Origin of the sequence: Curtobacterium sp. Leaf183 (assembly GCF_001424385.1) — a bacterium.
Classification (GTDB): domain Bacteria; phylum Actinomycetota; class Actinomycetes; order Actinomycetales; family Microbacteriaceae; genus Curtobacterium.
The window spans coordinates 379231-403628 of record NZ_LMPO01000009.1; the positions used below are offsets into that span (position 1 = coordinate 379231).

The window sequence follows — 24398 nt, forward strand, 5'->3', positions numbered from 1 at the left end:
ATGATCTCCTCACCCTAAGCGCACGGGGAGTCCAGCAAGGCGAAAGATGATGCCGCCGTCCGGTGGGCGATCGGTTATCGGGACGCCGCGAGGGGCTTCCCATCTGGTCAGCGCCGGCGGGGCTCGAGGTGGTAGTAGACAGTCATCGCAAGGTCGTCCTCCCCATTGGTCACGTTGCTCGCAAACGTCACGTCCTCGATCGACACATCGCCGAGATCATCGATGGTCTGCGCAACTCGTCGCAGCAGGGCAGCAACATCTCCTTGCCCTTCGCCTGCGGGGTTGCTTTGCGAGAAGTGGTTGATCGTCCAATCCATACGCTCCACGCTCCCGACCATAGCTGTGCCCTCAAGCGCCGATTGCGCCGGTCCGATTGCCGGTCGGCAATTGGGACTGCTTCGCGCGAGACACCCACGGCTGCCGTGCCATGCTGACCGGGTGATTCTGCTGACCGAGGCCGTCCGCGGTGCGTGGCTTGTCGAGCGCGCCGGCCGATGGGCGACTGTCGGCGGTGTCGCTGGCACGGGCTTCGAGGCGTACGTGCGGCTGCTGCACCCGGTGGATGCGCACCGAATTAGACCGAACGCGGTCGACGAGTGGGGCAATCCCGTCGATGTTGAGCACACGCGTTGGCGGTGGGCTGAGGTCGCGCGCCGCAACGGCCGGGTGATGCATTCCCTGGTGCAGTGGTGGCGCATCACTGACGAAGAGCAGACCAGGGACTGGTCGGATGGGTGGAGGGTTGGTCAGTCCGACGATGGGTGGTTCGACCCGGAGGATCTCGCGGTCCTGACCACGCACCTGCGGGCCGCGACACGGACCCCGGACGACCTGGTCATCGGAGCGTGGGAAGGCACCGGCAACCCGCCCTGGGCCGAGGGGGTGGGAGCATGCGCGCACGCTCGCATGCAGATGCCCTGGCCCGGTCGGGACATGTGGTTGTTCAGCTCAAGCCTTCGCGAGCTTGCGGACCCGACGTGGGCGCACCGCACCGTGCCTGGATGGGAATGCAGCCGCGACGGACAGGAAGGGCCATACACGTCGCTGATCTGGCCCGAGGATCACACTTGGGTCGTCGCTTCCGAGGAAGACTGGGACTCGACGATCGTCGCCGGCTCACGCACACTCGTCGACAGCATCGTCGCGGACGCACACTTCGAAGCCTTCGAGGTGCACGAAGATGACGACCTGAGCTGGGACGGCGATCTCCTCAACCCCCGCCGACACCCGACACCAGGGCTCTGAGACGACCAGACGCCCGGTGAGGGATCGGTTGCCGAGACGAGGTTGGGTTGCCGGCGGTCGGTCGCAGATGCCAACCTTCTGCTGTGTCTGACTTGGATTGGTTCCCAGGGGTCAGGACCGCAGATGCGCAGGATGCGCACTTTGTGCGGCAACTCCGTCAGCACGCAACGGGTTGGCAGCGGCTCGGCCTGAGCGCGGAGCAGTCCGTCGCGCTCGAGATCGCCTTGCCGTTCGTAGGCGTTGAACTCCCTCACCTGACGACTGATCTCCGATGGCTGTGGGTCACATTCACGCACGATGACGACGGCTTCGTCGCCGAGTGCCGCTGGGGAGACGAGAAGCACTACGACGACGTCGGGCCGATCGACGGGAACGTCGATGTGCTCGAACCTGCCGGAGAGCACGGCGCCGAGCGTACCGCCGACCGTGTCTCTCGGTGGATTGTGCAGCAGGCGGAACGCGTCGTTCGCCGTGATGACTGGGTTTGGCCGCTGCGCTTCACCCGGTGGGTCTTTCTCGACTCCGGGAAGGACCTTGACCGTTCGCACCTGGTGCCTTGTGCGGGCGGTAGAGCGCCGGTCCGAAGCAGCTTCGAAGGGTTCACGGCGGGAGACGACCAGCCGCCGTGCCCGGAGGACGTCAGCTTCGGCAGCTAGCCCTGCAACCCGTCCCGGTCGACGATCCGCTACTGAGACTCGCCGGCCATAGGCCGCCAGCGTCCCAGGCGGCGCACCGCGATCGGCTCTTCGCCCACGTCGAACGTGACCTCGCTCGGTCCTGACGTTGCGATTTTGACGCGACAGGGAATCACTCCCTCAAGGAGCACCCCCGTTAGCTCTATCGCGATGCGTTCGAGGACGAGAGACCCAGTGCCGGACTCATCGTTGACGTCGAGTTCGAGCGCGCGCGGAACGTGGAGCGAGACAGGGAGGCGTGCGACGCCCCATCCTGGGACCGGTTCCTCCACGAAACCCTGCAGCGTGACGCTGCCGTCGACGATGCGAGCATCGGCGATGTCGAATGTGGCGTCATCGAGGTCTTCCAAGGAGCGAATCGTCACGCCCAAATGATGACAGGTGGTCCGCGCAGCGGCTTCGGCGCGCGGATGATTGGTCCGCAAGCTGAGCTCCCAACACAGATGTTGGATGGCCGCGTCCGGTAGCCGATCGGCATACGGGACGCGCTCGAGCACGTTTCGGCGCACTATGAACGTGTGCGCGTGTTGACGATTCAGACGGTAGCGATGGGTGTCTCTGCGGAGCAGGAGGCGCACTGGCCGCGGCTCGCAGCCGCTGCTCTGCTGGCAGCAGAGGAGGGCCGCGAGCCCGTTCCCGCGGTGTGGTTCAGGACAGATGAGGGAGCGCGTGGGCTGATTCCGGTTTCTGAGCTCACTCCCGTGACCCTCACTGATGACGAGGAACCGGCCCGGTTCCTCGGGACAGTGACCGCGCTCGGCCCCGACGCCGCTCCGTCGACCTGAGCGCTGTCCGGTCGCGGATGGGCTAGCAGGTGCGCCTCGTGTGCTTCGATATCGAGGTGTTCACGTTCGAGGTGCAGTCCTGGCGCTACATCCGAGTCCAACTCGGCCGCTGGCACTTCCGTACCTGGCGAAGCTTCTTCATGCTCCTGCCTCCCGGCTACACCTCCGGGCTGGTCTGGGCAGTCCAGTTCGAGCAAGCCGACCCAGATAGCCCAGCGACTGGGCAGCTCGGCGCGTTCGTGGACGAAGAGCAGGCACGAAGATGCCTTGAGGCTTTGGAACAGGAAGGCTGGAGCGGACTGTACCTCAGCATGGTTCCCGTGCACGCTCGCCTTGAAGACTGGCAATGGGACCGCTAACGGCGTAGAAGCAGCGTTGCCATGGCGCGACGTTCCGGGTGTCCGACAGCCGATCGGCTACCGGGACAGCCCGGCGGAGCTCTGGGAGGAGTCCACGTCAGACTGCCGCTCGTCTCCCGTTTCGAAGAACGCGGTGAGGTACTCGTCAGGGGGAAGGTCAGAGTCGCGCATCAGCGAGAACACCTCTGCACCGTCTCCGGGGGCGTCAAAGAGCGCGAAGGCTTGAGCGAGCCCGACGTACTCAGCGTTCAACCCTTCGGCGTACTCAGTGGCCTCGTCCTCGGCCTTCGCGATCGCCTGATCGAAGTCAGAGGCGATGACGATCACGATGCGCTCCTCGTAGATGCTCTCGCCGTGGAGGAAGACGCACCGGACCCCGAACCACGCATCCATGGCGTTTTCCTGCATGTACCGAGCGTAAGTGCCGATCCGCTCGAGGTCGACGGCGGAGCGTGCGTCCGGTGAGGGATCGGCTAACGGGTAGCTGCGCGGGCTCTTGGGTACTTGGGTACTGTGCTTCGAACCTGCTCGTAGTGAGTGCGATGATCGGCGGGTGATCGTTCTCGGACCGCACGCAGTGCGCTACGGCTCGGCCTTCTTCGGCGTCGCCGTCGCTTGGGTCGGCATCATCGTGGCCGTTGCGGCACGTGAGGACCAGCCCCTTCCCTACCTCGCTCCCGCGTTCCTGATCCTTGGGGTAGGCAGTGGAGGCTGGTTCACCTGTCGGGCATTGCGACTCGGCGTCGAAGCTCTCCCCGACCGTTTCCTCGTGCGCGGTCTGTTTTGGTCGCGTCAGATCCCGTACTCAGCCATCTCGTCCATGCCGATGCCTCAGGATGTCACGGCGTTGCCATCCATCGAGTGGTTCAAGAGAGGCCGGAGGCGATACTTGCTGCTCACGGCCTTCTGGGTATCTCCTGGCCCGTTCGCGGCCGCCGCACGACGTTCCGCGGAGGAGTCTGTCATGCGGCTGGATAGGTACCGGAAGGACCGTATCCGGGGCGGCTGATCGGCGTGCGGCTGGCTTGAGCCGTTGGTCCCGACAGAAAAGTTCCGTGAGCGTCCGGTAGTCGATCCCCAAGCGGAACGGGTCTCAGCTGGCCGCGCTTTCCGTTCCGGACCGCCACCAGTGCCGGAACGTGGCTCGGTCGAGCCACGTTCGTGTACCCGAATAATCGATCCCCGGGATCGGTTACCGAGACCGTCCACGGTCATCAGATCCTTGCAGCAGCTCAGCGTCACTAGGCTTCCCCGGATGTCTACTAACCCGTTCGGCGAAGTCCCCGTCCTACCGGTCGCTGTCCCCGTCGGCGCCGTCGTGTTCCTCATCCAGCTTGCGCTCCTGCTCAGGGGGCAACGTTTCACCCGGCCGCGCGCGGCTGTCGCGGCCGCCATCGCCGTCTACGCCGCGGGAATCTTCGCGAACACGGTCTTCCCGATCTTTCTCAACCCGACGCCAAGGTCTGAGCCATGGGAGCCGGCGCTGGCACTGATCCCGCTCCAGGACTACGAGCTCGCGGACGCGCTCACCAACCTGGCGGTGTTCATACCGCTCGGCATCCTCATACCGCTTCTGATGCGCCGGCCGTCCTGGTGGAAGGTGCTGCTGACCTCGGCGGTGGTCAGCCTGACAATCGAGCTACTGCAACTCGCCGCGCAGAAGCTGTTCTCCGGTGGTCACGTCGCTGACGTCAACGACTTCATCTGGAACACCTTCGGGGGAATCCTCGGCTACGTAATCTTCGTTCTGCTCACACTTGTACCGATCTTGTCCGCACTCGCGGACCGGTTCCGCTGGCACACGAACCCCGGGGCAGCACCCACCGCCTAAACCGCGGAGCAGCGCCCGCTTGGGGATCGTTAACCGGACGGCCGTCTCCGGTGCTGGGTCCTCGCGCGATCCCTGCAGGCCGACCAGTGGTTTCGGGGTACATCCAGCGGCTGCACCACCTGAGGCGGTCGTCGGTCAAAATCACAGCAGGGGTGGGTGTAGCGTCTCGCCACACCCACCCCTGCCGGCCGTCTGAGAGCTAGGCCGCCACTCCAACCCAGCGCACGTCACTGGGGTCGTCGCAGAGGCCATCAGCCCAATCCACAGCGCGGGGTTCGCCCGGACCGGACGGGTCAACGAAGTCCCCCGTCCACGCCTCAGCTGCTACCGCTTCCGCAGTGTTGTCGGTGAACAGTGCGCATTCTCGCGGAAGGTCGTAGCGGCGGCCAAGCACGGGGCCGTCCGGCCGATCCCGGTAGAGCACGACGGCAACGTCATCCGTGAGAGCGCGCGCACCGACCCATTCCATGCCCGTGTTCCAGTCCGTGTCGGTCTGGAACAGGTGCTGAAGCTGGGCGATGAACGCTTCCGTGTACGCGCGCCGGTCGTCTGCGGTCGCGTCATCCATGGTCACGATGCAAGCACGCTCAGTCGTCGGCGTCGAGTCCGGATTCACCGGACGACGGCTCGGTGACGGGACCGAGCGGCTGATAGCTGAGCGTGACGGAGCCATCGGTCGCGTCGGTGTCCGTGTCGGACTGCGCCGCCACACGCTTGCCCGAGTCGCGATCGACGGGGTTCTGGAACGCCGAGTCCACCCAGCTCGGGCAGTCGTGCGCCTTGTCCTCGTTGGTGCAGTACGCGGTGGCGACCTCGAACGCGACGTCGAGGCAGCGCGCGCTGCTGGTCGACCATGACGAGCGCGACGCCGCCGCCATCAGGACTGCCGTCCTGCGTGCCCTCGTGGCCGGGAAAGGCACCTGACAGGAGGCGCGGTGCCAGCCGGCACCGCGCCTCCTGTCCGTCCGATCGTCGCCGCAGCGACCGCGACTACCGCTTCAGGTTCGTCAGCTCCTGCAGCACCTCGTCCGAGGTGGTGATGATGCGCGCGTTCGCCTGGAAGCCGCGCTGCGCGACGATCAGGTTCGTGAACTCCTGCGACAGGTCCACGTTCGACATCTCCAGCGTGCCGGCCGCCAGCGAACCGATGCCGGCTGACCCGGGGACGCCGACCTGCGCCTGGCCGGAGTTGGCCGTGGCGCGGTAGCCCGACGCCCCGGTCTTCTCGAGCCCGGCCGGGTTGGCGAACGTGGCCAGGGCGATGCGGCCGAGCGCCATCGAGGAGCCGTTCGAGAACGTGCCCATCACGGTGCCGTCCTTCGAGATGGTGTAGTTCTGCAGCGAGCCGGCCTCGTGGCCGTTCTGCGACGCGATCGAGGCGGTGTTCAGCGACGCGAAGCCGGACAGCTGCGTCATGTCGACCGTGATGCCGCCGACCGCCAGGGTCGCACCGGCGGTGATCTTGCCGTCCGCGCCGAAGGTGATGTTCCCGGTGGCCGAGGTGCCCTGACCGTTCGACGCCGAGACGGACCAGCCGTCGTTGGTGCGCTTGTACGCCAGGGACAGCGTGTGCTTCGTGCCGTACTGGTCGTACACGGTCGCGTCGCGGTTGATCGTCTCGTTGACCGCGGTGTCCGAGGGCAGGTTGCCCGCGACGGTCGCCGAGGTGGTGGCGGTGGCGGGCGCCGCGGCCTGCAGCGGCAGGGTGATGTCGGAGAGCGCTCCCCCGTCGTTCACGACGCCGTTCTGGGCTGAGTAGCCCTGCACGATCTTGCCGTCGGAGCTGACGAGTCGGCCGTTCGCGTCGAAGTCGAACGCGCCGGCGCGGCTGTAGACGGTGTCGTTGCCGAGCCGGGTCACGAAGAAGCCGTCGCCCGAGATCATCAGGTCGGTGGCCTTGCCCGTGGCCTGTGCCGAGCCCTGGGCGAAGTTGGTGGAGACACCGGCGACCTGCACGCCCAGGCCGATCTGGGCCGGGTTGGTGCCGCCGATGCCGGTCTGCGGTCCGCCGGCACCCTGGGTCATCTGCGACAGGGTGTCCTGGAAGACGGTGGTCGAGGCCTTGAAGCCGACGGTGTTGACGTTGGCGATGTTGTTGCCCGTGACGTCGAGCATCTCCTGGTGGGAGCGGAGTCCGGAGATCCCGGAGTAGAGCGAGCGGAGCATGGGGTGTTCCTTCCAGAACGAGACAGTGGTGAGAGAGAGCGAAGGGGAGGTCAGGCGGTCTTGATACCGGAGATCACGTCGAGATCGACCTCCTTCCCGTTCACGGTGACGGTCGGCACGCTCTGCGCGTAGGACACGGCCGATGCGGTGCCCGTGACGGATGCCCCCGAGGTCGCGTCCGTGTAGCTGACCTGTTTGCCGACGAGGTTCGCGGCAGCGATGCGCATCTGCAGCGAGAAGTTCTCGTTCCCCGTCGTGGTCTGGTTGGTGATCTGCTCCATCATCGCGAGCTGCGTCTGCTGGCTGATCATCTGGTTGGTGTCCATCGGCGAGGAGGGGTCCTGGTTCTGCAGCTGCGTGACGAGCAGCTTCATGAAGACCTCGGAGTCCATCGTCTGGGACTTCTTCGTCGTGGCGTTCGCAGCGAGGGCGGCGGCCTGTGTGGCCTGGTCGACACTGCCGGTGATCCCGTCGAGGGGCATGGTGGGTTCCTTGTCGTGATCCGGGTCAGGCGAGGACGTCGAGTCCCGCGGTGCGGACTGGGTTGGTGGCGGAGCGGGCGGGCGGGGTGGTGGTGGGTGGGTCCTCCCGGTCGGCCGGCGTGGCTGCCGGGCCGGTGGTCGGACGTCCGTCGCGGGCGGCGGACTGGCCGGCCGACTGCCCCGGGTGGTTCTGCGAGGACAGGTCGAGGGTGGTCGAGACGGCGCTGCCCTCGCGCCGCAGGTCCGGCAGGACCTGCCGCACGGCGTCGCGCCCGGCATCCGAGGCCGCGAACAGCTCGACGTGCATGCCGTGCGCGGTGACGTGGGCGCGGACCGTGACGGGGCCCAGGCTGTCCGGCACGACCTGCACCGTGACGACGTGCTCGCCCGGGCCGGCCTGCGCGAGTGCGAACACGGGGCGCGCGAGCTGCTGGGTGAGCGGGGCCGGCGCGGCGGGGGCCGTCGGCTGCGCCGCTGTGGTGGCCGGGGCCGCCGTCGGACCCTGGACGGTCGGCAGTGCGAAGGGCACGTCCGCCGCCGCGGCCGCCGGGGCCGTCGCGGCCTGGAGGCTCGGTTCGCCCTGGGCAGGTCCGGTCGCGCCGGCGATGCGGCGGGGCTGGAGTGCCGTGGTCGTGGCGGCCGTCGCGGTCGCGGTCGTCGTCGGGGCCGTCGCGGTCGTCCTCGTCGTCCCGATCACCGCGGCGGACGGGGTTGCCGACGTCGTGGCCGACGCAGCGGTCGTTCCCGGGCTGGTGGTCGTGGTCGAGCTCGCACTCGCACTCGTGCTCGTGCTCGCCGATGCTCGGTCCGCGGGGCGGTCCGCGGTCGGCACGACTCGCGTTCCCTCCGCCGCGGCGGGGGTCGACGCGACAGCGACGACGGCTGTCGGCGCAGCGGCGGCGGCCGCCGGTCCCGTGCCGGTGCTCGCCACGCCTCGGTCCGTCGCGCTGTCCTCGGGCGGTGCAGCGTGCGAGGCGCCCGCCGGAGCGGCACCCGGCGCACCGGGACCCGTGGCGATCGGGTCCTGGGCAACCCGGGCGCCCGAGGTCGACGGAGCCGGCGTGGTGTCCGCCTGTGCAGCAGGCGACGCAGCGACGCTGGCACCGACAGTGGGTGCAGCAGCGGCAGCAGCTGCCGGCGCGGGAACACCAGCAGCAGTCGGCGCGGGAGCACCGGCAGCCGTCGCTACGGCCGATCCGAACAGCGCGGCCAGTCCGGCGACCTGCGCGGCGGATGCAGCCGACGCTGCCGACGCCGCCGGGTCATCGGCGGACGCGGGGGCAGTGTCGGTCGTGTCGGTGGGCGCGCCCTTCCTCGGCGCACCCTGCTGCTCCGGGGACCCGGTGTCGACCGCGGTCATCGCCGCGATGAAGTCGGCCGCCGACGCGGCCGGGTCGGCGGCCGGCGCGGTACCGGCACGACCCGACGGTGCGGGTGTGCTCGGGGCGATGGTCATCGTGGGGCTCATGCCGCGCTCCCCGACTGCATCAGGGACATCAGCGCCGCGGTCTGCAGGTCGGTTCCGGATCCGCCGACACCGACGGCCGACGCGGCCTTCGTGGCGGCGGCCTCCTGGGCGGACGGGACGATGCGCCGGATGGTGGCGATGTCGGAGTCCTTGTACCAGTTGTCGACGATCCGGACGTCCTTGCCCGGACGCGGGGCGTGCAGCACCTTGCCGTCGCCGACGTAGATGACGACGTGCCCCTCGCCCTTCGGGATGATGAGGTCGCCGGGCTGCGCCTGCGCCAGGGACGGCACCGCGACGCCCATCTTCGCCTGGTCCGGCACGACACGGGGCATGGTCACGCCGAGGTCCTTGAACACGGTCTGCACCAGGCCCGAGCAGTCCATGCCCGCCGTCGTGGTGCCGCCGAAGACGTACGGCACGCCGAGGTACTTCTTCGCGTCGGCCACGACGTCGTCGCCGGTCTTCCCGCTGCCGGTCGCGACGGTGCCCTTGCCGGCGTCCACGGACGTCGCGGGCGCTGCGGACGCGGTGCCGGCCGCGGCGCCGGTGGTCACGCCGGACCCCGTCGCCGCGCTGCCGGTCGCGGCCATGGTCGCGTCGAACGCGGACGACGATGCTGCCGCCGCCGCGGCGGCGGACGACGACGACGCGCGCGTCCCGCCGCTCTGCAGGGTGTCGATCTGGGAGCGGATCTCGGAGATCCTGCTCAGGACGGCTTCCAGGCTCATCGGGTCCCCCCTTCGGTGCGGCTGCGTGCCGCGATCTCGTCGAGTGCGTTCTGTTCGGTGCGGAGTGCCTCGGCCGTCGTGCGGACCGTGTGCTGCTCCTCGAGCTTCTCGAGCCCCAGGGCCGATCGGCGGGCGGTGTTGTACTCGCCCTGGGCACGGTCGACGTCGGCATGGCGGTGTTCGACGACCGCGTCGAGTTCCCGGAGCATCCCCCGAGTGGCAGCCCGTGCGGCGGCGACGGCGCTGAGCGTGGCGGCGTCCTCGATCGGCATCGCGGAGCCCGAGTCCTGCAGGGTGCGGCGGGCGGCGATGCGGGCGTCGGCGGCCTCGCGGGCGCGGTCGTTCGCGGTCGCCAGGCTCGCGGCGGCACGGTCCTGCTCGGCGTGCCGCAGCCGCAGGAGCCCGGCCAGCGGGAACCGGCGCGCCATCAGGCACCCCCGAGCTGACGGACCAGACCGTCGAGCAGCTGCCAGGACCCGGCTGCAGTGGCCCGCTCGTCCATGCCCTGCCGCAGGAACGCGTCGATCGCGTCCTGGTGGTCGACCGCGGCGTCGACGAGCGGGTTCGACCCACGCTGATAGGCGCCCACGTCGAGCAGGTCCTGCGCGGCCTTCCGGGCGGCCATCACCTTCCGGAGCGCCGTCGCCGCAGCGCGCTGCTCGGACGACGTGACCTTCGACGCCACGCGGGAGATCGACCCGAGCGCGTCGACGGACGGGAAGTGCCCGGTCACGGCGAGCTTCCGGTCGAGCACGACGTGCCCGTCGAGGATGCTGCGCGCCGCGTCGGCGATCGGCTCGTTGTGGTCGTCGCCGTCGACGAGCACGGTGTAGATGCCGGTGATGCTGCCGACACGGTCGGTCCCGGCACGCTCCAGCAGCCCGGCGAGCACCGAGAACGTCGACGGCGGGTAGCCCCGGGTGGCCGGCGGTTCCCCGACGGAGAGCCCGATCTCGCGCTGGGCCATCGCGACGCGGGTCAGCGAGTCCATCATGAGCACGACGTCCTGCCCGGCATCGCGGAACGACTCGGCGATGCGTGTTGCGACGAACGCGGCACGCAGGCGCATGAGCGCGGGCTCGTCGGACGTCGACACGACGACGATCGAGCGTGCGAGGCCCTCGGGCCCGAGGTCGTCCTCGAGGAACTCGCGCACCTCGCGGCCACGCTCCCCGACGAGTGCGATGACGTTGACGGCCGCGTCGCTCCCCCGCGCGATCATCGACAGCAGCGAGGACTTGCCGACACCGGAGCCGGCGAACAGGCCCATGCGCTGCCCCCGGCCCACGGTCGTGAGCGTGTCGAGCACGCGCACGCCGAGCGGCATCGGCGTGTCGATGCGCGTCCGTGCCATCGCGTTCGGGGTGGCGTGGTCGAGCTCCACCCAGTCGTCGGCGTCGAGCGGCCCGCGGTCGTCGATCGGTCGGCCGAGCCCGTCGAGCACGCGTCCGAACAGACCGCGTCCGGTCGGCACCAGGACCGGTCGGCCGGTCGGGCGCGCCGGCATGCCCGCGGTCACGCCGGTCAGGCGACCGAGCGGCATGCAGCGGACGCCGGCGGCGTCGGTGGCGACGACCTCGACGGCGGTCTGCGGTCCGTCCTCGCGGCCGACCAGCACGACCTCGCCGACACTGACGTCGAGCCCGGTCACGGTCAGTCCCAGGCCCACGGCACTCGTCACGACGCCGACACGCTGCGGCGCGGCGAGTGCCACGGCGGCGTCGAGTGCGCGGGGACGGAGCAGGGTGGCGGTCATGCGCTGACCCCCAGCGCGACCTTCGCGCGGGCGAGCGCGGTGGCGATCCGGGCGTCGAGCACACCGTCCGGCAGGTCCACGACGGCGTCGCCGTCGGACAGTGCGGGGTCGGCGCGGACCGCGACCGGCAGCGCGAGATGTGCGACGGCGGCCGCGTCCGCCGGGCTGAGCCGGACCGCGATCGCGACCGCGTGGTCGACCAGGGCGAGGGCACGGCGAACGGTCGCCTCGGCACCGGAGCCGACCCGGTCCTCCCGTCCGTCATCTGCCGTTCCGTCCGGTCCCGGACCGTCCGCGGACACCGGACGGGAGGCACGGATCGCGTACCCGACGGCGGCTTCGGCCAGCTCCATGGCGGCCTCGACCACCGACTGCTCGGCTGACTCGAGCACCGGCACGGTGCGTGCGACGAGCGCGTCCGTCATCGCTCCGAGCACGGCGAGCCGCCGCGCCGACTCGGACTCGAGCTGCGCGGTGCGCCGCGTGTGCACGGCGTCGAGCTCGGCACGCAGCGCCTCGGTCTCGGCGTGTGCGGCGCGGAGCCCCGCGGCGTACCCGGCCGCGTGTCCACGTACCTCGGCGCTGGCGACGCGGTGCTGCATCCCCGTGTCGGCGACGACGGGGAACGCGAGCGGGGCGAAGGTGGTGTCAGTCAACGAGCTCGTCCTCCTCGGCGCGGTGGACGGTGATGACGCCCTGGGCCTCGAGTTCGCGCACGGAGCGGACGACCTCGGCACGGGCCTCCTCGACCTGCGACACGCGGACCGGGCCCATCGCCTGGATCTCGTCGTCGAGCAGCGAGCGGTTGCGCTCCGAGACGTTGGCGCGGATGGTCTCGACCACCGGCCCGGCGGCGCCCTTCATGGCGGTCGCCAGGATCTTCGAGTCGATGCCGCGCAGCACCTGCTGGATGTCCCGCGACTCGAGCTTGACGATGTCCTCGAAGGTGAGCATCCGCGACCGGATGTCCTCGGCGAGCTCCGGGTCGCGCGCCTCGAGTCCGTCCAGCACGGCCTTCTCGGTCGCGACGTCCGAGCGGTTGATGATGTCGACCAGCGGCGCGATGCCACCGACGACCTCGACGCTCTCCCGGGGCGAGACGACGGCGCCGGCACGCTGCCGGAGCACACCCGCGACGATCCCGACGGCTTCGGGGGTCGCGCTGCCCATCGTGGCGAACGCCTGCGCGACGTCGGTGCGGACGCGGTCGTCGACCCCGGCGAGCACGGCGCTGGCCTGGCCCGGCTGCAGGTGGGCGAGCACGAGCGCGATCGTCTGCGGCAGTTCGCCCTCGAGCAGCGTGACGACCTGCCCGGGCTCGGCGTCGTCGAGGAAGTCGAAGGACTGTCCGGCCAGGTTCGAGGCGAGCCGGTCCATCACGCCGGCGGCACGCTCGGACCCGAACGCGGCGTCGAGCAGGCCGAGCGCGGTGTCCTTGCCGCCACGCCGCTGCGTGCGACCCGTCTTCGTCATCCGGTGGAACTCGGTGATCGTGGCGTCGACCACGGTGTCCTCGACCCGGCGCATCCGGACGATCTCGGCGGAGATCTCCTCCGCCTCGAGCTCGGAGAACTGCTTCATCACCTCGGCGGCGCGGTCGGTCTCCATCTGCATGAGGATCAGCGCGACCTTCTGCGCACCGCTGAGGGACCGCTCGCCCGGGGTCGCCATCGGGCCGCTCACACCGAGGTCCGGTCGTCGAGGAGCCCACGGAGGAGCTCGGCCGTGCGCTTCGGGTCGCGCTCCGCCAGGTTCGCGATGTCCTGGCGGCGGCGCTCGGCGCTGATCTCGTCGGTCGTCAGGACCTCGGTCGGGGCGTCGTCGTGCGGCAGCGTGGGCAGTGCGACCGTCGGCGCGTCCGCACCCGCTGCGAGTCCGGAGCGACCGGCGGCGCCGTCGACGGCCAGGGGCAGCTCGAAGGCCGCGCCGAACGCGTCGAGCTCGCCGACGTCGACGCTCTCGCGCTCCTGACGGCGTCCCCGGCGAGCCAGGAAGACGATGAGCGCGATCAGCGCCAGCGCAATCCCGACCGCGATGCCCGCGGTGCGGATCGAGGACCAGAGGGCTTCCTGCTCGTCGGCGGCCTGCTGCGCCTTGAGTGCCTTGGCGGCCTCGTCGGCGGTGGTCGTGTCGAAGTCCATCATCGCGACCTTGACCTGGTCGCCGCGGGTGGTGTCGGCCCCGGCGGCCGCGGCCACCAGGTCGTTGATGCTCTGCAGGTTCGCGTTCTGCACCGACGCGGCCTTGCTGTTGAGGGCGACCGAGACGGTCTGCCGGTCGACACCGCCGGACGGGATCTGCGTGGTCTCGGTGGTCTTGTCGACGGCGTTGTTCTTCGTCGCCGACTCGTTCTTGTACCCGCCGTCGCCGTTCGCGGCACCGGACGCCGTGCCGTTCGGGACCGCGATGTTGTCCGGCCCGAGGACACCCGTGGCGCCCTTGCCGCCGGCCGCGCCGGAGCCGTACTCCTCGGTGGTCGACGACTCGTTGAGCGCCACCGGTCCGGTCGTCGGGGTCGTGTAGGCCTCCGAGGTGCGGGTGCCCGTGTTCTGGTTCATCGTCGCCGACACCACGACGCTGGCGTTGCCGGCGCCGAGCGTGGTGTCGAGCAGGTCCTGGATCTTCTTCGACGTGGTGGCGTCGTAGTCGGCGGCCTGGTCAGCACCGCTCCCCGTCGCCCCGGTGCCGACGGCGGACAGGGTCTGGCCCTTCGCGTCGACGACGGACACGTCGGTGGGCTGCATGCCCTCGACCGCGGCGCTCGTCAGGTGCACGATCGACTGCACCTGGTCGCTGGTCAGCTCGGTGCCGTTCTTCGTCGCGATGAACACCGACGCGGTCGGGTCCTTCTCCTCGGACACGAACACGGACTTCTCGGGGATCGCGAGCTGCACGGTGGCGGTCTGCACGCCGTCCATCGCCGAGATCGTCTTCGCGAGCTCGCCCTCGATCGCGCGCTTGTAGGTCACGTCCTGCTGGAACTCGGAGCTCGTGACGCCCATCTTGTCGAGCAGCGAGTACCCGCCCTCGTTCGACGACGGCAGGCCGTTCGACGCCGCCTTCAACCGCTCGGTGTACACCGACGACTGCGGCACGAGGATCGTCGCGCCGCCGTCGGTGAGCTGGAACGGCACGCCGTCGGTGGTGAGCTGGTCGGTGACGCTGCTGGCGTCGGCCGCTGCCAGGCCCGTGAACAGCGGCGCGTAGGACGGCTTGCCGAGCCACGAGGCCAGGGCGACCCCGCCGAGCACGAGCGCCGCGACCGCCAGGATCGCGATCGTGCGCTGGGCGGCGGAGAAGCCCTTGACGTAGGCGCCGAGGCGTCCGAACAGGTTCTGCAGTGCGGCGGGCATCAGGCCTGCATCCTCATGATCTCGTTGAAGGCGTCGACGCCCTTGTTGCGGACGGCGGCCACGAGCTCGAGCGTGACCTGCGCGCGGGTGGACGCGATGGTGGCGTCGTGGATGTCGTCGAGGTTGCCGGTGACGGCCTTGACGGCCAGGGTCTTCGACGTGCTCTGCAGGTCCTGCAGCCCGTCGACGGCGTTGCCGAGGGTGGCCGCGAACGACCCGTCGGTTCCGGTCGTGGGCTGCGTGCCGGTGGTGGGCGTCGTGGCCTGGGACGTGCCGAACACGCCGGAGAGCGCGTTCGTGGTCACGCCGTTGACGGCGTCGATGGGCATCAGTTCTTCCCGATCTGCAGTGCCGCCTCGTAGGCGGTCTTGGCACGGTCGACCACGGCGGCGTTCGCCTGGTAGCCGCGCTGGGCCATGATGAGGTCCGCCATCTGCGTGCCGAGGTCGATGTCCGGCATGCGGACGTACCCCTCGGCGTTCGCGAGCGGGTTGTCCGGGTCGTAGGTCACGCGGCCGGCGGCGCTGCCGAACGCGGCGCCCTTGACGTAGGCGCCGGAGACGCCGGCGCCCTCCTGGACCTCGACGTAGCGGGCCTGGAACGCCGAGTCGTCCATCGACCGCACGGTGTTGACGTTCGCGATGTTGTCCGAGATCGCGTCGAGCCACTTCCGGTGAACGGTGAGGCCGGTGCTCGCGATGCCGATCGCGTCGAAGGTCGTCACGAGTTCGTCCGCATCGCGGCGCGGACGCTCGTCAGCTCCGAGTTCATCGCCTGCGTGGCGAACTGGTAGCGCAGCACGGTGTCGACGTTGGAGAGCGTCTCCTCGTCGAGGTTGACGTTGTTGCCGTTGGTGTTCGTGGGCTCGAGGCTCCGTGCGACGGTCGGCGTGGTGCGGCCGGACCCGTCGACGACGGACTGGGCGAGGGCGTCCTCGAACTGCACCTTCTCGGCGTGGTAGTTCGTGGTGTTGACGTTCGCGATGTTGTTCGCGATCACGCGCTGGCGCATCGACAGGCCGTCGAGCGCGCTCTGCAGCGCGGCCGACGTCACGGAATCGAACACGGGGGTACCCCTCGTCAGGACGGCTCCGCCCGGGGGCGAGGACGTCGTGCGGTGGTGGCCGATCCGTGGCCGGGTGGTCGAGCGATCCGTGCTCGTGGGGCGCTATCGGAGCGGTCCGAGGGGCTCGTTAGCGCTCGCCCCGAACGGGGGCCGGGACCCGTGCGGGGGTAAGTCCGTGCACGGCGCGTCGATCCGCGCGTGGTGACCGGCGGGCAGATCCGCGCACGGCAGGCCGGATCGTGCGTGGTCAGTCGGAAGTTCCGACCGGCCATGCGCGATTCGGCTTCCTGTGCGCGAAGCTGTCCTGTGCGCGGAGTCGCCTACGCGCTGGCGTCGAGGTACACGGAGCGCTGCGGCTCGCGCGTGGCGTCGACCTGGCGCAGGGCGCCGAGGTGGTCGAGCGTCGCACGGCGCTGCAGTTCGAGTGCCTGGATGCGGTCCCGCTGCGCGGCGAGCAGCCGGGAGGCCCGCCCCACCAGGGCGCGCGGCACCGGTCCCAGCCCGGCCGGGGCGTGCCAGGGCGCCGGGTCCTCGGCGACCGCCGCCAGTTCCAGGACGGTGAGCACGGCCTCCCACTCGGCGCGGTGCGCCGTGTCGGCGCGGTGCGCCGCGTCGGCGGTCTCGTCAGGCGACACCGAGTGCCCCACCGGTCGCAGCGGGAGCGGCCGCGGTCATCGCGCCGGCGGCGTCGTGCCAGGCCTGGCGCAGCGGCTCGAGGATGCGGATGCAGTCCCGCGTCGCCTGGACGTCGCGGTGCACGTTCGCCGTGATGAGCGAGGTCGAGGCGTAGTTGTAGATGGCGAGCAGGCCCTCGCCGCCGTCCCATGCGTCGATGCGCAGGGTCGACGACAGCTCGCCGACGATCGCCTGGGCGTGCAGGAGCTGGTCGCGGGCGGCGTCCCAGTCGCTCGTCCCCTGCGCTGCCTCGGCTCGGTGCAGGTCGAGCAGCAGCCGATCGTACAGCATCGTGACGAGCTGGGCCGGCGTCGCCGACAGCACGGACTCGTTCGTGTACTGCGCACGGCGGCGCAGCGTGTTCTTGTCGTACATGGGGTCTCCTCGCTCAGCTCGACGACAGCGCGGAGATCTGGCTGGTGAGCCAGCTCGACTGCGACTGCAGCTTGCTGAGACTGGTCTCGAGCGCCGAGTACTGCGACTGCAGCGTCGCGCGTCGCGCGGTCAGGCGGTCGGTCCAGGCGTCGATCTGGTCGTTGAGGTCCTTGACCACCGACTGCTGTCCGGTGATCGCGGTGGTGATGGAACCGGTGTACTTGTCGCTGACGGCGGTCGCGGCGTCCGAGACGGCCTGGGCCACGCCGGAGAGGATCGTCTGCGTGCCGGCGGGGTCGGCGGCCAGCGCCTTCTGGAAGGCGCCGGCGTCGAACGTGAAGGTGCCGTCCTTGCCGATGGTGATCCCGACGGACGACGGCGACTTCCCGTTGACCGGCGTGGACATCGCGCTCGTCAGGCGCTGCATCGCCGAACGCGTGGTCGCGTCACCGAGCAGGACGCCGGCGGTGGTGCTCGTCGCCCCCGTGGTCGGACTCGTGGTGCTCGTCACGCCCGTGTTCGACGCGTAGTAGCTCGCGACGGCGTTGAGCGCGTCGACGAGGCCGGAGGCCACTGCCTGCGCCTTGCTCGTGTCCCGCGCGACCGAGACCGTGACGGGGTCCGTCGAGGCCTTGCTCACCGTGACGCTGAGCCCCGGCAGCAGGTCGCCGAACGTGTTCGTCGCACTCGTGATCGTCTGCGCCGCCGCCGTGCCGGCCCACAGCGTGACCGAGGCGTCGGCAGCGGCGGTGACCGTCGCGGCACCGGACTCGGTCAGCACGTTCGTCGCGGTGCCGGCCGAGACCTGGTCGGCGCTCCCCCGGTACACCGTGAACGCACCCGCGGCTCCGGTCGCCGTGCTCGTCAGCTGCAGCCGGTACAGCTTGGCGCCGGTGGCGTCGGTCCCGGCGGCGACCTTCGTCGCGCTCACGCCGGCGGCCGACCCGTTGATCGCCGTGACGGTGTCGTCGAGGGAGCCGGAGGCGGGGGTCACCGTGGTGGTCGTGCCGTCGGGCCTGACGAACGTCAGCGGCTCGGACTGCGACCCCCACGCGGTCATCGCCGCGGTGACCCCGACCTGGGCTGCCGCCGTCTGCCCGACCGTGAAGGACACGGACCCGGCCGAGGCGTTCGCCGCGGTCGAGACACTCGCGTTCGCTGAGCTCGACGTCGCCGAGAACACGTCGAGCGACGCCGGCCCGGCCGCAGCCGCCGCCCTCGTGGCCAGGGACTGCACGAGACCGTTGAGCGTCTGCAGCGAGGAGATGAACGAGGTCGTCGCGGTGACCTTGTTCTTGAGCAGCGTCTGCGGGACCTGCTCGACGCTCATGAGCGAGTTGATGAGGTCCGTGGTCTTCAGCCCGCTGACCAGGCCGTCGATCGCGAGGCTGCTGGCCGTCGCTGACGTCGTCGACATCGTGGGGCTCCCGGGGCGCTACGGACTGGAGGGGAAGAGGGAGGGGTGCACCGCCGCCCGGAGGACCTGAACGACCCCGGACGGCGGTGCGCTCGCGGCTAGCGCAGGAGGGAAAGCACGCCCTGCGTGCTCTGGTTCGCCTGCGCGAGCATCGAGGTGCCGGCCTGGCTGAGGATGTTGTCGCGCGTGTACTTGACCATCTCCTCGGCCATGTCGACGTCGGTGATGCGGGACTGCGCCGCGGTGAGGTTCTCCTTGGCCACGTTCGTCACGTTGATGGCGTGGTCGAAGCGGTTCTGGATCGCACCGAGGTTGGAGCGGGCCGAGGAGACCTTGGCGATCTGCTCGTCGATCAGCTTGATCGACGCCTGCGCCTTGTCGGCGGTGTCGAACGCGACGCCACCGGTCGAGGTGGCGCCGGCCGTGCCGCCCGCGACGCCCGTGCCCGGGGTGCCGACGGCGACGTCGCCACCGTTGTTCGCGGTCACCGTGATGCCGGTGCCGGCACCGTTCGCGTCCTTGTTCACCGTGACGGTGAAGCTCTTCGAGAAGTTCGCGTCGGCCTTGAGGGCGTCGGCGTACCCCTGCACGCTGTCGAACGTGCCCGCGGCACCGAGGTCGGCCGTCTGGACCGTGGTGGTCTCGCCGCCCTTGGTGACCTCGAACGACGCCTTGCCGGCGACCTTCGAGATGTCCGCGATGTCGAACTTCGTCCCCGTGGTGCTCGAGCCACCGGCCAGGTTGTCGACGATCTTCGACACGTTCGCGCCGGAGAGGTCGACCGAGATCTGGCTGTTGGCGTCACCGTTCGCGCCGACCTGGAACTTCAGGGTCGCGTTGCTGTTGAGCAGCGACGTGCCGTTGAAGTTCGTGGACGAGGCGATGCGGCCGAGCTCCTGCTGGAGCTGGTCCGACTCGGTCTTGATGGCGTCGCGAGACGCCGCGTTGTTCGAGTCGTTGCCGGCCTGGACGGCCAGGTCGCGCATGCGCTGCAGGATCGAGTGGGTCTCGGTGAGCCCACCTTCAGCGGTCTGCACGACGGAGATGCCGTCCTGTGCGTTGCGGGCGGCGACCGTGAGGCCACCGACCTGGGACTTCAGCCCCTCGGAGATCGACAGACCGGCCGCGTCGTCGGCAGCACGGTTGATGCGGAGACCCGACGAGAGCTTCTCGAGGGACTTCGACAGGTCGTTCTGCGTCGAGTTCAGGTTCCGGTACGTGTTGAGTGCCGAGAGGTTGGTGTTGATGGACATACCCATGGTGGTTTCCTCCGTGAATGCTGGGTCTTCGTCTGCCCGTCCGTGGGCTGACATGGATGCCTGTCGACCGGGAGGCCTGAGGCGTTAGGAGAACCGGCACGATTTCCTCGGGGCCGGTCCTCCACGCTCAGCTGGCGACGACCTGGTGGCCGCTCGTCGCGTCCTGCACCGCTCGGGCGACTCCCACCGCGGCGTTCGTGGCGACCCGGGCCAGGTATGCGCTGCGGCGCGCGGCCGTGGTGCGCGACACCGGCTCGGGCACCGTGCCACCGTCGCCGTAGTGGGTGGCCAGGCCGTCGCGCAGCAGACGCATCGCTTCGGAGCGCTGCTGCGAGACCGCCGAGTGGGTGATGCCCAGCTCGGCGGCGACCTCGGTCACCGACCGGTCGCCGAAGTACACGGCCTCGACGACGTACCGCATCCGCTCCGGCAGCGCCTGGACGGAAGCACGCAGGTAGCGGCGGCGCTCGGCCTCGACAAGGTCGTCGCCGGGCAGCGGCAGGTCGGCGGCGACGGTGTCGTGCACCGTCTCGTCGATCGGGGTCACGGTGCGCCCGGCATCGCTCATCGCGTCGACGGCGGTCTGACGGTCGACGCCCATCGCGTCGGCGATCTCCTGCACGGAGACGCTGCGGCCGAGTCGGGAGGACAGCGCCTCCTGGGTCGCGAGGGCCTCGCGGATGCGCTTGCGGGTGCCGCGGCTCGCCCAGTCGGCCGAGCGCATGTCGTCAGCGATCGCACCGGTGATGCGGGTCCGGGCGTAGGCGCCGAACGGGACGCCGAGGGTCGGGTCGAAGGCCTCCGCGGCCGCGACCAGGGCGAGCGAGCCGACGGCGGCCAGGTCGTCCCGGTCCAGGTGGGTGGCTCGTGCACGGACGTCGGACACGATGTAGCCCACGAGCGGCAGGTGCTCGGTGATCATCGCGTTGCGTTCGGTGCGGTCCATGCGCTTCCCCTGGTCGTCTCGATCGGTCTGACCCCGTCCGTGGGTTCGCCCGTGCGGTGGGCCGTCCGGTGCTGGCACGGCCCGGTCCTGGGCACGACGAACACCGGCCGCGTGGAGGCCGGTCGGTACGCCGAAGACCGCCCGGTTCCCTCCGAGCGGCGCACGTCCCGCCCTCGCGAGCGGTCCGGGGTGTCCCCCGGTGTGCATCTCGAATGTATCGGCTGGCAAAGCCCTGAACACCCCTCCGATCGTCCCCAGTGCGGGGGGACGACGGGGTTCGTGGTGTCCTCACTTCGGTGGACATCCCCGCTCTGGACAGCCAGATTGTCCCCCGGAGTGGAGGTGGCGCCGTAGACGGCTGGTCGTGTGCTCCTCGACGCACTTACGGAGCGGGGCATCCGGCCGATAGTCACTCGTGTCCACAGGACGACCGACACCGGGAGGAGATGATGAGCGTGAACGACCTGTCCGCCGTGCTCTGGCGCGAACGAGAACTGCTCGAACTGCTCACGTTCAAGCTCGAGGAGGAGCAGCTGCTGCTCGCAGCCGGCCGCTCCCGCTGGGTGTCGCACGCCAGTCGTGAGGTCGAGCAGGTGCTCGAGCGGCTCCGCACCACGGGTCTCGAGCGCAGCGCGCAGAGCGCCGCCGTCGCCGAGGAGTGGGGCGTGGACCCCGAAGCCCCACTGCGTGACGTGGTCGCCGCCGCGCCCTCGGGCCCCTGGGGCGAGATCCTGGCGTCACACCTGCAGGCGATGCTCGAGCTGACCACGCAGATCGGCGCGCTCAAGGACGAGAACGACCGCTTCCTCCGCTCGGCAGCCCAGGCGACCGAGGAGACCCTCGCGGGCACCGTCGGCGACACGGTCACCTACGACGCGACCGGGAGCTCCGGACGCGCGTCGGCCGGAGCACGCCTGTTCGACGGGAGCCTGTAGCACCGTGGTCAGCACCTTCGGCTCCCTCGCCACCGCGTACTCCGGGCTGAGCGCAGCCCGCGCCGGCATCGAGGTCACCGGCCAGAACATCGCCAACGCCGGCACCGCCGGGTACACCCGCCAGCGCGTCACCCAGTCCTCGGTCCCCGCCGTGCAGACCGGGTTCATGCGCGGCACCGCGGCCCTCGCCGGTCAGGGGGTCTCGATCGACGGCATCGCCCGCCTCGGGTCGATGACCCTCGACGCCGGTGTGCGCTCCGCCACCGGGTCGTCCGCGTACGCCACCAGCCGTGCGACCGCACTCGACCAGCTCGAGTCCGGGCTGCACGAGCCGGGCGCCGACGGCCTGGCCACGAAGCTCGACACCATGTGGTCGGCGTGGAGCGACCTGTCCGCACACACCGACGACCCCGGAGCCTCGACGGCCCTGATCGGCGCTGCGGGCACGGTGGCCGCAGCCCTGTCGAGCGGCTCGAAGGCCGTCGACGCGCAGTGGACCGGTGTCCGCGCCACCGTCGCCGGGCAGGTGACGCAGCTGAACGACGCCGCGAAGCAGGTCGCCGACCTGAACGGCCGCATCCGCACCACCGTCGCCGGGGGCGGGAACGCGAACGAGCTCATGGACCAGCGCGACCAGCTCACCGAGCAGATCGCCGCGCTGGCCGGAGGCACCACCCGCACCAACGCGGACGGCACCGTCGACGTCCTGGTCGGCGGCAACCCGCTCGTGCAGGGCACCGACGCCCGGTCCGTCGCCCTCGGAGGCGGGACCCGCCTCGGTGACGGCGCCGCGGTCACCCTGACGTGGACCTCGGGCTCGCAGTCCGCGGTGGCGCTCGGCGGCGGCTCCATCGCCGGCAACGTCTCGCTGCTGGCCCCGGCCGCCGCGAACGGCACCGGCGGAGCACTCGCCCAGGCCTCGGCCGCGTACGACCGCGTCGCGACGGCGCTCGCCACGCAGGTCAACGCCGCGCACCACGCCGGCACCACCCCGGCCGGCAGCACCGGTGTCGACTTCTTCGCCCTGACCGCCGGGGTCCCCGCGGCGCAGGGCCTGACCGTCCTGCCCACCGATGCCGCGGGCATCGCGACGCGGAACGCGGCGGGCGACCACGACGGGTCCGTCGCGGACGCCATCGGGCAGCTCGGATCGGCCGTGGACGCCCCCGATGCGTCCTGGGCGACGTTCGTGGCGGGGGTGGGCACGGCCTCCCGGTCGGCCACGTCCGAGGCGACGCTCTCCGGACTCGCGCTGACCAACGCACGCACCCAGCAGCAGTCCGGCGCGGGCGTCGACCTCGACGAGGAGAACGTGAACCTGTTGAGCTACCAGCACGCCTACCAGGGCGCCGCGCGCGTCCTGACCGCCGTCGACGAGATGCTCGACACGCTCATCAACCGCGTCGGCCTGGTCGGGAGGGGATGACGATGATCACCCGCGTCACCACACAGATGTCCATGGCGGCAGCCACCTCGCGGCTGCAGGCGGGAGCGGCGAAGCTCGCGCAGCTCACCGACCAGGCCACGACGCTCAAGGCCATCGGGCGACCGTCCGACGACCCCGTCGGCACGGCGTCCGCGATGCAGGTCCGCAAGGACCAGGCCGCGAACGCGCAGTACACGCGGAACGCGAACGACGCCGCCGGTTGGCTCGCGACGACCGACAGCGCCCTCGGCGACGTGTACTCGGTGCTGTCGAAGGTGCGGGACCTGACCGTCCAGGCGGCGAACTCCGGCACGATGGGCGACGCCGACCGCGCTGCTCTGGTGACCGAGTTCCAGGGGCTCGCGACCGACCTGGCGTCGAGCGCGAACGCGAAGTACGGCACGCGGTCGGTCTTCGCCGGTTCCTCGACCGCCGCCACGGTGTTCGACCCGACCACCGGGTGGGCGTCCTCGACCGCCGCCGTCGACCGGCGCATCGGTGACGGCAGCACGGTCCGGGTCGACACCCCCGGAACGACCGTCTTCGGTTCCGGGACGGCCTCGGTGTTCGCCACCATCACCTCGATCGTCACCGACCTGCAGAACGGGGTGGACGTGAACCCGCGTCTGAACGACCTCGACGCCCACATCGACACGGTGCGCGGCGTCCAAGCGGACGTCGGTGTCCGGCACGCCGCCGCGATCGCCGCGCAGTCGTCGCTCAAGTCGGCGTCGGTCGACCTCGAGGCACGACGCTCCTCGGTCGAGGACAAGGACCTCGCCAAGGCCGTCCTCGACCTGCAGGTGCAGCAGACCAACTACCAGGCAGCCCTCGCCGTCACCGCGAAGGTCCTGCAGCCGACCCTGATGGACTACCTCCGATGAGCATCCCCCTCACCTTCTCCGTCGCCCCGTTCGGCCTCGAGCCGCTCGACGCCTTCACGCTGACCCCGGTCGCCGACACCGACGGGCTGTTCACGCTGGTCGGGTCGGGCACCACGGCGTCCGGTGCCTCCGAGCCGCGGCTGTACCTGCTCGACGCGGCCGTGCACCTGCCGTCGTACGCGCCGTCGCTGTCCGATGCCCAGGCGTCCTCGATCGAGCTGACGGACCCCGCCGAGGCGATGCTGCTCGTGGTCGCCACACCCGGTGCCACCGGCACGACGGTGAACCTGCTCGCGCCCGTGGTCGTCAACGCGCGGACCGGTGTCGGCGCCCAGTTCATCCTGGAGGACCAGGACCTGCCCCTGCGCGCGGAGCTCGCGCGCGCGTAGGCGGTGGGGGTGGTGAGGGCGAGCGCCGGTGACCCGGACCCCGAACGACACTGTCGATGTCGTACGACACCGCACCTGTCGCACCGCCGGACGGCCGCCGCCCGAACGACAGTCTCGATGTCGTACGACACCGCACCTGTCGCACCGCCGGACCGC

General features: G+C 70.4%; 31 protein-coding genes. 9 read left to right on the forward strand and 22 right to left on the reverse strand.

What is annotated here, in order from left to right; translation table 11 throughout:
• Positions 1 to 107 precede the first annotated feature (107 nt).
• On the reverse strand, positions 108 to 326 hold the full coding sequence (locus ASG04_RS12680; protein ID WP_200938506.1) for a hypothetical protein: 219 nt from the start codon (positions 324 to 326) through the stop codon (positions 108 to 110).
• Between the two features lie 112 nt (positions 327 to 438).
• On the opposite strand from ASG04_RS12680, the gene ASG04_RS12685 reads away from it, so the two are divergent.
• Positions 439 to 1245: a hypothetical protein gene (locus ASG04_RS12685; RefSeq protein WP_056124898.1), complete on the forward strand. Its 807-nt coding sequence runs from the start codon at positions 439 to 441 to the stop codon at positions 1243 to 1245.
• 143 nt (positions 1246 to 1388) lie between these two features.
• Positions 1389 to 1901 carry a hypothetical protein gene (locus ASG04_RS12690; protein ID WP_056124901.1) on the forward strand — a complete coding sequence of 171 codons (513 nt, stop codon included), beginning with the start codon at positions 1389 to 1391 and terminating at the stop codon, positions 1899 to 1901.
• 29 nt (positions 1902 to 1930) lie between these two features.
• Here ASG04_RS12690 and ASG04_RS12695 read toward each other — a convergent pair whose 3' ends face one another.
• Entirely contained in the window at positions 1931 to 2305 is a 375-nt protein-coding gene (locus ASG04_RS12695) for a hypothetical protein (protein ID WP_056124903.1), read from the reverse strand.
• Positions 2306 to 2763: 458 nt separating this feature from the next.
• Here ASG04_RS12695 and ASG04_RS12705 point away from each other — a divergent pair, with 458 nt between their 5' ends.
• Positions 2764 to 3084, forward strand: a complete 321-nt coding sequence (locus tag ASG04_RS12705; RefSeq protein WP_156463659.1) for a hypothetical protein — start codon at positions 2764 to 2766, stop codon at positions 3082 to 3084.
• 57 nt (positions 3085 to 3141) lie between these two features.
• Here ASG04_RS12705 and ASG04_RS12710 read toward each other — a convergent pair whose 3' ends face one another.
• Positions 3142 to 3492, reverse strand: a complete 351-nt coding sequence (locus ASG04_RS12710; protein ID WP_056124912.1) for a hypothetical protein — start codon at positions 3490 to 3492, stop codon at positions 3142 to 3144.
• Between the two features lie 145 nt (positions 3493 to 3637).
• Between ASG04_RS12710 and ASG04_RS12715 the strand changes: the two genes are divergently transcribed.
• Positions 3638 to 4093: a hypothetical protein gene (locus ASG04_RS12715; RefSeq protein WP_156463660.1), complete on the forward strand. Its 456-nt coding sequence runs from the start codon at positions 3638 to 3640 to the stop codon at positions 4091 to 4093.
• Positions 4094 to 4339: 246 nt separating this feature from the next.
• Positions 4340 to 4915: a VanZ family protein gene (locus tag ASG04_RS12720; RefSeq protein ID WP_056125780.1), complete on the forward strand. Its 576-nt coding sequence runs from the start codon at positions 4340 to 4342 to the stop codon at positions 4913 to 4915.
• A gap of 199 nt (positions 4916 to 5114) precedes the next feature.
• On the opposite strand, the gene ASG04_RS12725 is transcribed toward ASG04_RS12720, so the two are convergent.
• The 19 genes from ASG04_RS12725 to ASG04_RS12815 all read right to left on the reverse strand — a co-directional run bounded on the left by ASG04_RS12725 (position 5115) and on the right by ASG04_RS12815 (position 20608).
• Entirely contained in the window at positions 5115 to 5483 is a 369-nt protein-coding gene (locus ASG04_RS12725) for a hypothetical protein (RefSeq protein ID WP_156463661.1), read from the reverse strand.
• 19 nt (positions 5484 to 5502) lie between these two features.
• The gene (locus ASG04_RS12730; protein ID WP_056124921.1) at positions 5503 to 5793 is read right to left on the reverse strand and encodes a hypothetical protein; all 291 of its coding nucleotides are present in this window, start codon (positions 5791 to 5793) and stop codon (positions 5503 to 5505) included.
• Between the two features lie 112 nt (positions 5794 to 5905).
• Positions 5906 to 7081 (reverse strand): flagellar hook protein FlgE, encoded by a 1176-nt coding sequence (locus tag ASG04_RS12735; protein ID WP_056124924.1) that lies wholly within the window; start codon positions 7079 to 7081, stop codon positions 5906 to 5908.
• Between the two features lie 50 nt (positions 7082 to 7131).
• The gene (locus ASG04_RS12740; protein WP_056124927.1) at positions 7132 to 7563 is read right to left on the reverse strand and encodes a flagellar hook assembly protein FlgD; all 432 of its coding nucleotides are present in this window, start codon (positions 7561 to 7563) and stop codon (positions 7132 to 7134) included.
• A 25-nt stretch (positions 7564 to 7588) separates the two neighbouring features.
• Positions 7589 to 9031, reverse strand: coding sequence for a flagellar hook-length control protein FliK (locus ASG04_RS12745; RefSeq protein ID WP_156463662.1), 1443 nt, complete (start codon positions 9029 to 9031; stop codon positions 7589 to 7591).
• Positions 9028 to 9762 (reverse strand): C40 family peptidase, encoded by a 735-nt coding sequence (locus ASG04_RS18045; protein WP_056124934.1) that lies wholly within the window; start codon positions 9760 to 9762, stop codon positions 9028 to 9030. Before ASG04_RS18045 ends, ASG04_RS12745 begins: the two co-directional genes overlap by 4 nt.
• The gene (locus tag ASG04_RS12755; protein WP_056124936.1) at positions 9759 to 10190 is read right to left on the reverse strand and encodes a flagellar FliJ family protein; all 432 of its coding nucleotides are present in this window, start codon (positions 10188 to 10190) and stop codon (positions 9759 to 9761) included. Before ASG04_RS12755 ends, ASG04_RS18045 begins: the two co-directional genes overlap by 4 nt.
• A complete protein-coding gene (locus ASG04_RS12760) occupies positions 10190 to 11518 on the reverse strand; it encodes a FliI/YscN family ATPase (RefSeq protein WP_056124940.1) in 1329 nt (442 codons plus the stop codon). The genes ASG04_RS12755 and ASG04_RS12760 overlap by 1 nt, the downstream gene beginning before the upstream one ends.
• Positions 11515 to 12174, reverse strand: a complete 660-nt coding sequence (locus ASG04_RS12765) for a hypothetical protein (RefSeq protein ID WP_056124943.1) — start codon at positions 12172 to 12174, stop codon at positions 11515 to 11517. Before ASG04_RS12765 ends, ASG04_RS12760 begins: the two co-directional genes overlap by 4 nt.
• Complete coding sequence (fliG, locus tag ASG04_RS12770; RefSeq protein WP_056124945.1) at positions 12167 to 13189, reverse strand: flagellar motor switch protein FliG; 1023 nt, start codon at positions 13187 to 13189, stop codon at positions 12167 to 12169. Before fliG ends, ASG04_RS12765 begins: the two co-directional genes overlap by 8 nt.
• An 8-nt stretch (positions 13190 to 13197) precedes the next feature.
• On the reverse strand, positions 13198 to 14871 hold the full coding sequence (fliF, locus tag ASG04_RS12775) for a flagellar basal-body MS-ring/collar protein FliF (RefSeq protein WP_056124947.1): 1674 nt from the start codon (positions 14869 to 14871) through the stop codon (positions 13198 to 13200).
• Positions 14871 to 15200, reverse strand: coding sequence for a flagellar hook-basal body complex protein FliE (gene fliE / locus ASG04_RS12780; protein ID WP_056124949.1), 330 nt, complete (start codon positions 15198 to 15200; stop codon positions 14871 to 14873). The genes fliF and fliE overlap by 1 nt, the downstream gene beginning before the upstream one ends.
• Complete coding sequence (locus ASG04_RS12785; RefSeq protein WP_056124952.1) at positions 15200 to 15595, reverse strand: flagellar basal body rod protein FlgC; 396 nt, start codon at positions 15593 to 15595, stop codon at positions 15200 to 15202. The genes fliE and ASG04_RS12785 overlap by 1 nt, the downstream gene beginning before the upstream one ends.
• On the reverse strand, positions 15592 to 15936 hold the full coding sequence (locus ASG04_RS12790) for a flagellar basal body rod protein FlgB (protein ID WP_056124953.1): 345 nt from the start codon (positions 15934 to 15936) through the stop codon (positions 15592 to 15594). Before ASG04_RS12790 ends, ASG04_RS12785 begins: the two co-directional genes overlap by 4 nt.
• A gap of 320 nt (positions 15937 to 16256) precedes the next feature.
• Complete coding sequence (locus tag ASG04_RS12795) at positions 16257 to 16571, reverse strand: hypothetical protein (RefSeq protein ID WP_056124956.1); 315 nt, start codon at positions 16569 to 16571, stop codon at positions 16257 to 16259.
• Complete coding sequence (gene fliS, locus ASG04_RS12800) at positions 16561 to 16986, reverse strand: flagellar export chaperone FliS (protein ID WP_056124959.1); 426 nt, start codon at positions 16984 to 16986, stop codon at positions 16561 to 16563. The genes ASG04_RS12795 and fliS overlap by 11 nt, the downstream gene beginning before the upstream one ends.
• A 13-nt stretch (positions 16987 to 16999) precedes the next feature.
• Positions 17000 to 18403, reverse strand: coding sequence for a flagellar filament capping protein FliD (fliD, locus tag ASG04_RS12805; protein ID WP_056124961.1), 1404 nt, complete (start codon positions 18401 to 18403; stop codon positions 17000 to 17002).
• A 98-nt stretch (positions 18404 to 18501) separates the two neighbouring features.
• The gene (locus ASG04_RS12810) at positions 18502 to 19662 is read right to left on the reverse strand and encodes a flagellin (RefSeq protein ID WP_056124964.1); all 1161 of its coding nucleotides are present in this window, start codon (positions 19660 to 19662) and stop codon (positions 18502 to 18504) included.
• 127 nt (positions 19663 to 19789) lie between these two features.
• The gene (locus ASG04_RS12815; protein WP_056124967.1) at positions 19790 to 20608 is read right to left on the reverse strand and encodes a sigma-70 family RNA polymerase sigma factor; all 819 of its coding nucleotides are present in this window, start codon (positions 20606 to 20608) and stop codon (positions 19790 to 19792) included.
• Positions 20609 to 21057: 449 nt separating this feature from the next.
• On the opposite strand from ASG04_RS12815, the gene ASG04_RS12820 reads away from it, so the two are divergent.
• Genes ASG04_RS12820 through fliW form a run of 4 tightly spaced genes read left to right on the forward strand, consistent with a single transcriptional unit; the run spans position 21058 to position 24242 of the window.
• The gene (locus ASG04_RS12820) at positions 21058 to 21543 is read left to right on the forward strand and encodes a flagellar protein FlgN (RefSeq protein ID WP_056125781.1); all 486 of its coding nucleotides are present in this window, start codon (positions 21058 to 21060) and stop codon (positions 21541 to 21543) included.
• A gap of 4 nt (positions 21544 to 21547) precedes the next feature.
• Positions 21548 to 22969: a flagellar hook-associated protein FlgK gene (gene flgK, locus ASG04_RS12825; protein ID WP_056124968.1), complete on the forward strand. Its 1422-nt coding sequence runs from the start codon at positions 21548 to 21550 to the stop codon at positions 22967 to 22969.
• Positions 22970 to 22971: 2 nt separating this feature from the next.
• Positions 22972 to 23853 carry a flagellar hook-associated protein FlgL gene (gene flgL / locus ASG04_RS12830; protein ID WP_162241723.1) on the forward strand — a complete coding sequence of 294 codons (882 nt, stop codon included), beginning with the start codon at positions 22972 to 22974 and terminating at the stop codon, positions 23851 to 23853.
• A complete protein-coding gene (gene fliW, locus ASG04_RS12835; RefSeq protein WP_056124972.1) occupies positions 23850 to 24242 on the forward strand; it encodes a flagellar assembly protein FliW in 393 nt (130 codons plus the stop codon). The genes flgL and fliW overlap by 4 nt, the downstream gene beginning before the upstream one ends.
• Positions 24243 to 24398 lie beyond the last annotated feature (156 nt).

Bases quoted from the DNA above. Each gene is read 5' to 3' on its own strand.
- ASG04_RS12720 (WP_056125780.1), top strand. From the start codon at position 4,340: ATGTCTACTAACCCGTTCGGCGAAGTCCCCGTCCTACCGGTCGCTGTC.
- flgL (WP_162241723.1), top strand. From the start codon at position 22,972: ATGATCACCCGCGTCACCACACAGATGTCCATGGCGGCAGCCACCTCG.
- ASG04_RS12760 (WP_056124940.1), bottom strand. From the start codon at position 11,518: ATGACCGCCACCCTGCTCCGTCCCCGCGCACTCGACGCCGCCGTGGCA.
- fliW (WP_056124972.1), top strand. From the start codon at position 23,850: ATGAGCATCCCCCTCACCTTCTCCGTCGCCCCGTTCGGCCTCGAGCCG.
- fliF (WP_056124947.1), bottom strand. From the start codon at position 14,871: ATGCCCGCCGCACTGCAGAACCTGTTCGGACGCCTCGGCGCCTACGTC.
- ASG04_RS12745 (WP_156463662.1), bottom strand. From the start codon at position 9,031: ATGAGCCCCACGATGACCATCGCCCCGAGCACACCCGCACCGTCGGGT.
- ASG04_RS12740 (WP_056124927.1), bottom strand. From the start codon at position 7,563: ATGCCCCTCGACGGGATCACCGGCAGTGTCGACCAGGCCACACAGGCC.
- ASG04_RS12810 (WP_056124964.1), bottom strand. From the start codon at position 19,662: ATGGGTATGTCCATCAACACCAACCTCTCGGCACTCAACACGTACCGG.
- ASG04_RS12820 (WP_056125781.1), top strand. From the start codon at position 21,058: ATGAGCGTGAACGACCTGTCCGCCGTGCTCTGGCGCGAACGAGAACTG.
- fliE (WP_056124949.1), bottom strand. From the start codon at position 15,200: ATGCCCATCGACGCCGTCAACGGCGTGACCACGAACGCGCTCTCCGGC.
- fliD (WP_056124961.1), bottom strand. From the start codon at position 18,403: ATGTCGACGACGTCAGCGACGGCCAGCAGCCTCGCGATCGACGGCCTG.
- ASG04_RS18045 (WP_056124934.1), bottom strand. From the start codon at position 9,762: ATGAGCCTGGAAGCCGTCCTGAGCAGGATCTCCGAGATCCGCTCCCAG.
- ASG04_RS12755 (WP_056124936.1), bottom strand. From the start codon at position 10,190: ATGGCGCGCCGGTTCCCGCTGGCCGGGCTCCTGCGGCTGCGGCACGCC.
- ASG04_RS12730 (WP_056124921.1), bottom strand. From the start codon at position 5,793: ATGGCGGCGGCGTCGCGCTCGTCATGGTCGACCAGCAGCGCGCGCTGC.
- fliS (WP_056124959.1), bottom strand. From the start codon at position 16,986: ATGTACGACAAGAACACGCTGCGCCGCCGTGCGCAGTACACGAACGAG.
- ASG04_RS12735 (WP_056124924.1), bottom strand. From the start codon at position 7,081: ATGCTCCGCTCGCTCTACTCCGGGATCTCCGGACTCCGCTCCCACCAG.
- ASG04_RS12710 (WP_056124912.1), bottom strand. From the start codon at position 3,492: ATGCAGGAAAACGCCATGGATGCGTGGTTCGGGGTCCGGTGCGTCTTC.
- fliG (WP_056124945.1), bottom strand. From the start codon at position 13,189: ATGGCGACCCCGGGCGAGCGGTCCCTCAGCGGTGCGCAGAAGGTCGCG.
- ASG04_RS12815 (WP_056124967.1), bottom strand. From the start codon at position 20,608: ATGGACCGCACCGAACGCAACGCGATGATCACCGAGCACCTGCCGCTC.
- ASG04_RS12725 (WP_156463661.1), bottom strand. From the start codon at position 5,483: ATGGATGACGCGACCGCAGACGACCGGCGCGCGTACACGGAAGCGTTC.